This is a genomic window from Mycobacterium sp. 1165196.3 (assembly GCF_001673415.1).
In the GTDB taxonomy this organism is placed as follows: domain Bacteria; phylum Actinomycetota; class Actinomycetes; order Mycobacteriales; family Mycobacteriaceae; genus Mycobacterium; species Mycobacterium europaeum_A.
On the sequence record NZ_LZLU01000002.1, the window covers coordinates 1 to 9,650 of the forward strand.

Annotated in this window: 9 protein-coding genes; 4 read left to right on the forward strand and 5 right to left on the reverse strand. The window is 67.5% G+C overall.

Features of this window, described 5'->3' with window-relative positions; genetic code table 11:
* On the reverse strand, positions 1–446 hold a 446-nt coding region (locus tag A5659_RS28320), incomplete at its 3' end, for a hypothetical protein (RefSeq protein ID WP_067024569.1).
* Positions 447–907: 461 nt separating this feature from the next.
* Between A5659_RS28320 and A5659_RS00135 the strand changes: the two genes are divergently transcribed.
* Both A5659_RS00135 and A5659_RS00140 read left to right on the forward strand, forming a co-directional pair.
* Positions 908–1,207 (forward strand): PE family protein, encoded by a 300-nt coding sequence (locus A5659_RS00135; RefSeq protein ID WP_066867248.1) that lies wholly within the window; start codon positions 908–910, stop codon positions 1,205–1,207.
* 11 nt (positions 1,208–1,218) lie between these two features.
* On the forward strand, positions 1,219–2,421 hold the full coding sequence (locus A5659_RS00140) for a PPE family protein (RefSeq protein ID WP_067024572.1): 1,203 nt from the start codon (positions 1,219–1,221) through the stop codon (positions 2,419–2,421).
* A 26-nt stretch (positions 2,422–2,447) separates the two neighbouring features.
* Here A5659_RS00140 and A5659_RS00145 read toward each other — a convergent pair whose 3' ends face one another.
* Genes A5659_RS00145 through A5659_RS00160 form a run of 4 tightly spaced genes read right to left on the reverse strand, consistent with a single transcriptional unit; the run spans position 2,448 to position 7,223 of the window.
* The gene (locus A5659_RS00145) at positions 2,448–4,031 is read right to left on the reverse strand and encodes an HNH endonuclease signature motif containing protein (RefSeq protein ID WP_067024575.1); all 1,584 of its coding nucleotides are present in this window, start codon (positions 4,029–4,031) and stop codon (positions 2,448–2,450) included.
* Between the two features lie 32 nt (positions 4,032–4,063).
* A complete protein-coding gene (locus tag A5659_RS00150) occupies positions 4,064–5,077 on the reverse strand; it encodes a zinc-binding dehydrogenase (RefSeq protein ID WP_067024577.1) in 1,014 nt (337 codons plus the stop codon).
* A complete protein-coding gene (locus tag A5659_RS00155) occupies positions 5,077–6,264 on the reverse strand; it encodes an LLM class flavin-dependent oxidoreductase (RefSeq protein ID WP_067024579.1) in 1,188 nt (395 codons plus the stop codon). The genes A5659_RS00150 and A5659_RS00155 overlap by 1 nt, the downstream gene beginning before the upstream one ends.
* On the reverse strand, positions 6,261–7,223 hold the full coding sequence (locus tag A5659_RS00160) for an alpha/beta fold hydrolase (protein ID WP_197497857.1): 963 nt from the start codon (positions 7,221–7,223) through the stop codon (positions 6,261–6,263). The genes A5659_RS00155 and A5659_RS00160 overlap by 4 nt, the downstream gene beginning before the upstream one ends.
* A 103-nt stretch (positions 7,224–7,326) precedes the next feature.
* Here A5659_RS00160 and A5659_RS00165 point away from each other — a divergent pair, with 103 nt between their 5' ends.
* Positions 7,327–7,740: a VOC family protein gene (locus A5659_RS00165; protein WP_066880029.1), complete on the forward strand. Its 414-nt coding sequence runs from the start codon at positions 7,327–7,329 to the stop codon at positions 7,738–7,740.
* 150 nt (positions 7,741–7,890) lie between these two features.
* The coding region (gene ftsH / locus A5659_RS00170; RefSeq protein ID WP_066867262.1) for an ATP-dependent zinc metalloprotease FtsH at positions 7,891–9,650 on the forward strand (1,760 nt) is incomplete at its 3' end.

The following is a 9,650-nucleotide window of genomic DNA, read 5'->3' on the forward strand; positions in this document are numbered from 1 at the left end:
AACGGGCTGTCGCACCTCATCATTCGCGTATGCGGGCTGAACGAAACCGGTGGCTTCGGCCGAAACGCCGACAACGCCGCGGCGTAAATCGCGCCCACCGACCGCGGCCCGGACGCTAGGGTGCCAGGCATGCCGGTCGCACCGAATGCCTCGAGGTTTGTCCGCCGATCGATCGCCGCGGTCGCGGCCGGCCTGACCATCGCCGCGTTGTCGGCGTTTCGGCCGAAGCCACCGGTTTCGTTCAGCCCGCATACGCGAATGATGAGGTGCGACAGCCCGTTTGACATGAGCACCATGACGATGAGCAGGACGATTATCAGCACCAGCGGCAGGTCCAGGACCAAAGTCAGCCACAGCAGGGCGGGCGTTGCGACCGGCCCCACCAGGAAGCCCACGCCCAGGGCGGTCAATCGCACTGCGCCGGGAAGGGTTTGGTGTGCCCGCATGCTAGGTGAGCCGAACCGGAGAGTCGATTAGTCCCCGCATCAAGGTGCTGCTTGGTTAGTGCTGGCCAACCAGGCTGACGTTGTGTTGCTCATAGCCCGATATTGCGTGCAGCTGCTCGTGCGTATCCAGGGCGTAGGTCTCCTGGTTGTGCCGCACCCAGGCTCGGCCACGCCTGGGCAGAGCCGTCTCGTGCGCCGCGGGCAAACCCGGGCGGGCGGCACAGAGGTCTCATATGAGTTCATATATGGCCTCAAATATGTGTGCACACAACGACTTTCATATGGATTGCAAAAGTCGCAGCATTCCAGATCAGCTAAGTGAACAGTTTTCGTCCCGGCCGTGAATTAGCGCCTCTGGGGCTGTCATCTCGAGACACGACTGACCTAACGTGGCCAGGCGTCCGACTCGGCACCTGGACGAGTGCCCGAGAACTATTGATGTGAAAGGTTTTTGAGAAGTCATGTCTTTTTTGATGGCGCAGCCGGAAATACTGGATGCGGCTTCCCGCGAGCTGAACCGGATCAATGCGGCCGTGCGGGAGGGAAGTTCGGCGGTGGCGGTTCCCACGACCAGTGTGGCTCCCGCCGCGGCCGACGCGGTATCGATATTGACCGCGCAACAGTTCTCCCGGCACGGCCAGCTGTTCCAGGAAATCAGCGCGCAGGCCGCGGTGATTCGTGAGCAGCTGGCGACGATGCTCGGCATCAGCGCCGGTTCGTACGCCGCCACGGAGATCGCCAACACCGCCGCGGTCGGTTAGGCGAGCTCGCGATGCTCGATTTTGCGCAGTTGCCGCCCGAGATCAACTCCGCGTTGATGTACTCGGGACCCGGCTCAGGTCCGCTGCTGGCGGCCGCGGCGGCCTGGGACGGCCTGGCCGCCGAGCTGCACTCCGCGGCTTCCGCCTACGCGGCGGTGATCGCGGGCCTCACGGACGGACCTTGGCAGGGGCCGGCCGCCGCGTCCATGCTGACGGCGGTACTTCCGCAGGTGGCGTGGTTGCGCGACACGGTCGATCGCGCCGAACACGTTGCCGCTCAGGCGGTAGCGGCGGCGGGCGCTTACGAGGCGGCGTTCGCCGAGACGGTGCCACCGCCGGTGATCGCGGCGAACCGGGCGTTGCTGACGGAGTTGCTGGCGACGAACTTCCTCGGCCAGAACATCCCGGCCATTGCGGCCACCGAGGCCCAATACGGTGAGATGTGGGCGCAAGACGCCGCCGCGATGTACGGGTACGCCGGAGCGTCGGCCGCCGCGTCGACGTTGCCACCGTTCGAGCCGGCCGAACCCGCGACCAACCCGGCCGGCGCGGCCTCTCAGGCCGCGGCGGTGGCCCAGGCAACGACCAATCCCACCGGGACCGCCGGTCAGGCCGCGGCGGTGGCCCAAGCAACGAACAATCCCGCGTTCTCCCTGGGCGGGATCAGCCTCAACCCCGAAGGTGATGGCCTGGTGGTGAGCGGCCCGTTGGGTGATCTGTTGGAGGGCCTGACCGGATCGCAAACGTTGGATGCCAGCACGCCGTTCGACGCGTTCATCCGGTTGATTTCGCCGACGCGGCTTTTCACCACCTCGTTCAAAGACATCCAGAGCCTCGCGCAGGGCTTCATGCCGGCCGCGAAGTCCGCGGCCGAGGGGGCCGCCAAAGCCGCGGAAGCGGTTGTCCCCGCGGCCGTTTCGGGCGCGGGGCTGGGCTCGATGGGCGCGATCGGCGGAGCAGTCGGCAAGGCGGCGTCGGTCGGTGGATTGTCGGTCCCGGCGGCCTGGGCGAGCGCGGCCCCGTCGACGCCCTCGGTCGCCGTGGCGCTCAATGGCGCCACCGCCGCGGGGGCCGTTGAACGTGCCACCAATGCGGTGGGTGGCGTGCCGATGGTTCCCACCGGCGGGGCCGGGCGCGGCACCGCGGCCCACCTTGTGGCGCCCCGATACGGCTTCAAGCCCACCGTCATCGCACAACCCCCGGCGGGCGGCTGATCTGAAGTCGAAAAGCTTGGGATGAATCAGAAGGGCGGGTCGTCCGGTAAGGGTTGCAGCGTTGGCTCGTCGGGCACCCAATCGCTCGGCAGTTCCTCCGGTTCTCGGGGATCGTTCACCCAGGTGCAGAACGGGCTGGTGCTGGGCGTGCCCTTGAACAGCAACAGCATGTCGCGCATGTGGTTTCGGAACTTGCGCGACGCGATTTCGTCGGCTCGGGCCCGTGCTAGCCGCGATCGAGCTTCATTGATCGGCCGGGTCTCGCGGTTGTGCTTGCGAGCGTGTGCAATTCGCGCGCTTCGCTGCTGTGACAGGCTGCGCCTCCTGGGCGCGGGCGCGGCGCATGCCGGACCACGCGGCTGTGGGAACAGGTCGGCCCCGGTGGGCGAGGTCCGGTAAATGCGGCCGCTCGGCGACGTCCACACCACGGTGCCGTCGGCAAGTTGCTCGTCACGCCAGCCGCCGAAGGTTTTGAGTCGATGATGTTGGCGGCACAGGCATTTCAGATTTTCCCCGGTGGTCCGGCCGCCCGCCGTCGGATCTTGGTGGTTGAAGGGGACGGTGTGGTCGAGGTCGCACGCCATTGCCGGCCGGCTGCATCCCGGGAACCGGCAGGTGAGGTCGCGGCACCGGACGGCCCGCTCCAATGCGGCGGACGGTTGATAACGCAGTGCCTCGACCGGACTGGTCAGCGGATTGGCGATGAGCATCGATGCGGCGGCGGCCAATTGGCGTACCTGCTCGGCGTCGATGACGCCGTAGCCCTCCAGATAACCGGGCAAGGCGCCGTCGGCGTTCACGGTCTCTTCGCTGGCCACTACGTTGATGACCACCCGCGCCCCGGTCCGATCGGCATCAGCATCGTGAGCGCCCGCACGGGCCGGACACTCCGGTTGCTCGCAGGCGCAAGTCAATCCGCGGCCCTCGCTCAATGCCGCCAGCGCGTCGGCCCGGCGCTGATCGAATGTCCGGGGGTCGGCCGCACACACCTGCTTGGCGAGCTGTGCGAGCCGGCGGTCGAAGGCGGCCGCCGCGGTCGCGGCGACCGAGCCGTAGATCTCGGCCATCCCGTCCCCTTTGGCACGGATTGCGACGTGGCGGTCGTCCTCGGCGGCGAGGCGGCGCTCACGGGCCGCGTCGGGATCGCAGGCGCGCACGGCGGCGTCTACCGCGTTGACGATCCGCTGCCGCGACCAGCCATGCCAGTTGCCGATGCGGCCGGCCAGCGATAGGTCGAGCTTGGCCAGTGCTTGCCCGTCGGTGACCAGGTCGGTGCGGGTGATGATCAATCGCACTGTGCGCCAATCCGTTCGGCCTTCGGCCAGCAGGGCCGCGACCCTGGGCAGCCTGATGTCGAGCGCCTCCGCATATGACACCAGGTAGCCGGCTCCCGCGGGCGAGAGGTTCATCGCGGCTGCGACCTCGGCGGCGGTCTGCTCGAAGCCGTCGATCTCCGCGTATTCCCGGTCCGGCCGCGCGGCGGTGGCCACCCGGTGGCGAAGCAACGCCGCCACCGCCGCCAGGCGACGGGCCACCAGCATCGATTCCTCCCGATGGGTGGACTCGATCACCTCCACCAACGCGGCGGGGTCCGTCGGTAACTCGAACATACGTTCGATTATAGCCGGGCCCCCGACAAGCCTTAGGGCGTGACGAGAATCTTGCAGTGCCGCTCGGGGTCGGCCAGGTCGTCGAACGCCGCGCCCACCCCGTCGAGGCCGACCTCGCCGGTGATCAGCGGGCTGACGTCGATGTCGCCCTCGGCCAGGGCGCGCAGCGAATCGGCGAACTCGTCGGGGGTGTAGGCGAGCACGAATTGCACGTTGATCTCTTTGGCGATCGCGAAGAACGGGTGCACGGTGTCGGGTTGCATGCACACGCCGGCCACCACCAGGCGGGTACCGGGCCGCGCCCGCAGCATCACGTCGTCGATAATGCCGGGCACACCGACCGCCTCGAACACCACCGCGGGCTTGACGGTGTCGAAGGGTGAACCCTGCGCCGGATCCAGCGTCTGGTGGGCGCCCATCGCGGTGGCCAGCTCGCGCCGCTTGGGCGAAAAGTCCGACGCCACAATGGTTTCGACGTCTTTGGCCCGCAGCGCGGCGATGATGGCTATCCCGATCGGGCCGCAGCCGAGGACCAGGGCCGTCTCACCGGGCGCGATGTTGGACTTGTTGACCGCGTGCAGCCCCACCGCCATCGGCTCGGTGAGCGCGGCGTGCTTGAGGTCCAGCCCGTTGGGGATCGGCAGCAGCAGCGGCGCCGAGAGCAGCATCCGTTCGGCGTAGCCGCCGATGGTGCTGTTGCTGTAGACGATCGGTTCGACGCCCTTGGCGGACAACAGCACCGGCAATGACGTCACCACGGTGCCCGGCGGATGGGTCTCGGTGTCGGGCCCGGCTTCGAGTATTTCGGCGCTGAACTCGTGACCCATGAAGATGTCGTGGCTCAGGTCCACGTGCATGCCGCCCGTGCCGCCGGCCACCCGGTCGCTCATTTCCAGCACTTGGGCGCCGTGGGCGGCGAAATGCAGGTCGGAGCCGCAGATTCCGCAGGCCCGCACGCCGACCAGTACCTGACCGGTCTCCGGTATCGGGTCGGGCACGTCGTCCCGATAGACCATGCGGCCGTCCCGCAACACTGCCGCGCGCATCAGTGCACCGCGTCTTTCTGCTCGTCGACGTGTTCGGTGATGGCCTTGACCACGGCCTCGCCCGCCCGGCCGATCAACTGGTCACGCTTGGCCTTCGCCCAGTCGTGTGACGACCGCGACGCCTCGAGCTGTCGTTTGAAATGCGGAATCACCTTGCGCGCCATCAGGTCATAGCTGTGGTACGTCGCCTGCGGCGATGCCCAGTCGTGGCCGAGCATCAGCAGCGTGCCGAAGCCGCCGGAGCGGTCGAGCAGGTCCTTGATGTGAGCGATGGCGTCCTCCGGGGTGCCGATGCAGCAGTTGCCCTTGGCCGCGTAGTCGGCGACGAACTCGTGCGGCGTCTGGGTGCCTTCTACGCTGTTGGCCAGCGGCACGAATCCGGCGGCGCCGAAGTAGTTCGCGAAATCCTGTAACCCGTAGGTGCAGTCGTCGATGGCCTGCTCGCGGCTGTCCGCGATGTGCATGATGCTCAGGACGCGCCAGTCGGCGCGGTCCGGCTCGTCCCGGCCGGCCTTCGCGGCCTGTTCGCGGACCACGTCCCAGGTGGTCTCCAGCGCCGCGTAGCCGCCGGGCACCGACATCGACAGCGACAGCAGCGAAGTGCCGAGCGCGCCGGCCAGCCGCGGTCCCGACGGCGAAATCATTGCGGCCGTAGATATTTCGGGGTAGGGCCAGGTGTAGGGCCGGATGTGCAATTGCGCGTCGCGCAGGGTGAACCAGTCCGAGTGCCGGTCGATGCGTTCGGTGGGTGCCGCGCGGAACAGCGCCAGGATCGCCTCAAGCGACTCCTGCATCATCCGGCGCTGCTCGATCGGGTCGATGCCCATCATGTAGGCGTCCGAGGGCAGGGCGCCCGGCCCGGTCCCGAACATCACCCGGCCGCGAGTCAGGTGGTCCAGCAGCACCCAGCGATCGGCCACCATGAGCGGATGGTGGTAGGGCAGCGACACCACGCCGGTGCCCAGCCGGATGTGTTTGGTCCGCTCGGCAGCCGCGGCGATGAACACCTCCGGGCAGGCGATCAGTTCGTAGCCGCCGGAATGGTGCTCGCCGAACCAGGCCTCGTCGAAACCGAGGCGGTCCAGCGCGACGACCCGTTCCATGTCGTATTCCAGTGCCACCGTGGGAGATTGGCCGACGGGGTGAAACGGCGTGATAAACACTCCAAAACGCAGGGGCGCGCTCATTGCAGCTCCAATCCGTTGAGGAATTCCAGCAAGGCCGCATTCACCTCGTCGGGGCGCTCCTGCTGCAGCCAATGCCCGGCGCCATCGATCATCACCTCTCGGTACGGACCGGAGATCGCGTCGGCCGCGCGGTCGGTGCTGGTGAAGGACAGAACGGGATCGGCCGTCCCGCCGATGAACAAGCACGGGACCGGGATCTTCACCCCGTCGAGTTCGGGGGTGGTCTCCCAGTTGCGGTCGAAATTGCGATACCAGTTCAGTCCGCCCGTGAAGCCGGTGCGGGAGAACTCGGCGATGTAGTGGTCCAGTTCGTCCTGGGTTATCCAGTCCGGCAGTCCGTCCGGCTCGGGAAGGCGGTCGACGAAGCCTTCCGGACCGGGGGTGGCCATCCGCACCAGCGCATCCTTGCCGTCGGTCCGCAGGCTGCCGATCATGCGACGGATCACCCGGGCGGGATCGGCGTTCAATTCGGCGTCGGCGACACCGGGCTCCTGGAAGTACAGGATGTAGAAGAAGTTCTCGCCGAACATCTTGCGCCACGCCTTCGTCGGCGCCACGTGCGGGCGTGGCGTCACCGGCACGCTCAGCGCGGCGACGGCCGCCACCCGATCCGGATGCAGCAGCGGGGCGTCCCACACCACGGCGGCGCCCCAGTCGTGCCCGACCCACACGGCGCGCTGCGCGCCGACGTCGTCGAGTAGGCCGACCAGATCGGCCGTCAAGTGATGGATGTCGTAGGCGTCGACGCCGTCCGGACGATCCGAACCGCCGTAGCCGCGCTGATCGGGCGCCAGCACGTGATAGCCGGCATCGGCGAGGACGGATATCTGGTGGCGCCAGGAGTAGGCCAGTTCGGGGAAGCCGTGCGCCAGGAGCACCACCGGTGCGCCACGTTCGCCCGCTTCGATCACCCGTAGCCGCACACCATTGGTATCTACTAACCGTTCGGTTGGGGGCACCGTCCCACCAAAGCACAATGGTTGCTGGCTGAGAAGGCCCCGAACCGGTTCGGCTTAGCCGAATCGCGGCCCGACGGGCCGAAAGCCGGGAATACTCGACTCGATGCGACTCGACCATGTGGTGCTCTGGACGAAAAGCCCGCCGATCTCGATGGACTTCTACACCCGCGTGGTCGGGCTCGAGCCCGTCCGGTTCGACGAATTCGAGGCCGGCGAGGCGCCGTTTCCGAGCGTGCGGATCTGCGCGGACTCGATCATCGACCTGATGCCGGCCGAAAGCGTCTCGGCCACCGAGGCTCTGACCCGCATCGAGGGCAGCGCCGGGCACCCGGTCAACCACGTCTGCCTGGCGCTGTCGAAGGCCGAATACGACGCGCTGGACCGGCGACTGCAGGCCGCGGGCGTGGATACCGGCGCGCGGCTGAACCAGAGCTTCGGCGCCCGGGGCTGGGCGCCGCAGGGGTACTACTTCGCCGATCCGGACGGCAACGTCGTCGAGGCCCGCTATTACGAGTAGTCGGGAACTGCCGGTCGTTAACTGAGCAGGACGGCGGAGACCCGCGGCGCCCCGGCTCTGCCGGAGCTGGCGATCTCCGCTAGCGGTAGCCTGGACTTTTCCAGCTGCGTGTATATCGGGGAAGGACCTGGCCGGCAAGGCCGATGATTGATGAACCGGAAAAACGTGATTCGCACCATCACGGCAATCGCTGTCGTGGTGCTGCTCGGTTGGTCGTTCTTCTACTTCAGCGACGACACCCGCGGCTATAAGCCCGTCGACACCTCCGTGGCGATGTCCCAGATCAACGGCGACAACGTCAAGAGCGCGCAGATCGACGACCGCGAACAGCAACTGCGATTGACCCTGAAGAAGGGCAATGGCGACACCGACAATTCGGACAAGGTCATCACCAAGTTCCCGAGCGGCTACGCGGTGGACCTGTTCAACGCGCTGAGCGCCAAGAACGCCAAGGTCAGCACCGTCGTGAACCAGGGCAGCATCCTGGGCGAGTTGCTGGTCTACGTGCTGCCGTTGCTGCTGCTGGTCGGGCTGTTCGTGATGTTCTCCCGCATGCAGGGCGGCGCCCGGATGGGCTTCGGATTCGGCAAGTCGCGCGCCAAACAGCTCTCCAAGGACATGCCCAAGACCACCTTCGCCGACGTCGCCGGCGTCGACGAGGCGGTCGAGGAGCTCTACGAGATCAAGGACTTCCTGCAGAACCCCGGCCGCTACCAGGCGCTGGGCGCCAAAATCCCCAAGGGCGTGCTGCTTTATGGCCCGCCGGGAACCGGTAAGACGCTGCTGGCCCGCGCGGTGGCCGGGGAGGCCGGGGTTCCGTTCTTCACGATCTCGGGCTCCGACTTCGTCGAGATGTTCGTCGGCGTGGGCGCGTCCCGCGTGCGTGACCTGTTCGAGCAGGCCAAGCAGAACAATCCGTGCATCATCTTCGTCGACGAGATCGACGCGGTGGGCCGCCAGCGCGGCGCGGGCCTGGGCGGCGGCCACGACGAGCGCGAGCAGACGCTGAACCAGTTGCTGGTCGAGATGGACGGGTTCGACCCGCGCGCGGGCGTCATCCTGATCGCGGCCACCAACAGGCCCGACATCCTGGACCCCGCGTTGCTGCGTCCCGGCCGCTTCGACCGGCAGATCCCGGTCTCCAACCCGGACCTGGCGGGCCGCAAAGCGGTGCTGGAAGTGCACTCCAAGGGCAAGCCGATCGGCCCGGACGCCGACCTCGCCGGGCTGGCCAAGCGCACGGTCGGCATGACCGGCGCCGACCTGGCCAACGTGATCAACGAGGCCGCGCTGCTCACCGCCCGCGAGAACGGCACCGTCATCACCAGCGCCGCGCTGGAGGAGGCGGTCGACCGGGTGATCGGTGGGCCGCGCCGCAAGGGCCGCATCATCAGCGAGCAGGAAAAGAAGATCACCGCCTACCACGAGGGCGGGCACACGCTGGCCGCCTGGGCGATGCCCGACATCGAGCCGATCTACAAGGTGACCATCCTGGCTCGTGGGCGCACCGGCGGTCACGCGGTGGCGGTACCGGAGGAAGACAAGGGCCTGCGGACCCGCTCGGAGATGATCGCTCAGCTGGTGTTCGCGATGGGCGGGCGCGCCGCCGAGGAGCTGGTCTTCCGGGAGCCGACGACCGGTGCGGTGTCCGACATCGAGCAGGCGACCAAGATCGCCCGCGCGATGGTCACCGAATTCGGGATGAGCTCCAAACTGGGTGCGGTCAAATACGGTTCGGAGCACGGCGACCCGTTCCTGGGCCGCACCATGGGAACTCAGGCGGACTATTCACACGAGGTCGCCCGCGATATCGACGACGAGATCCGCAAGTTGATCGAGGCCGCCCACACCGAGGCGTGGGAGATCCTCACCGAATACCGCGACATTCTCGACATTTTGGCGGGCCAGCT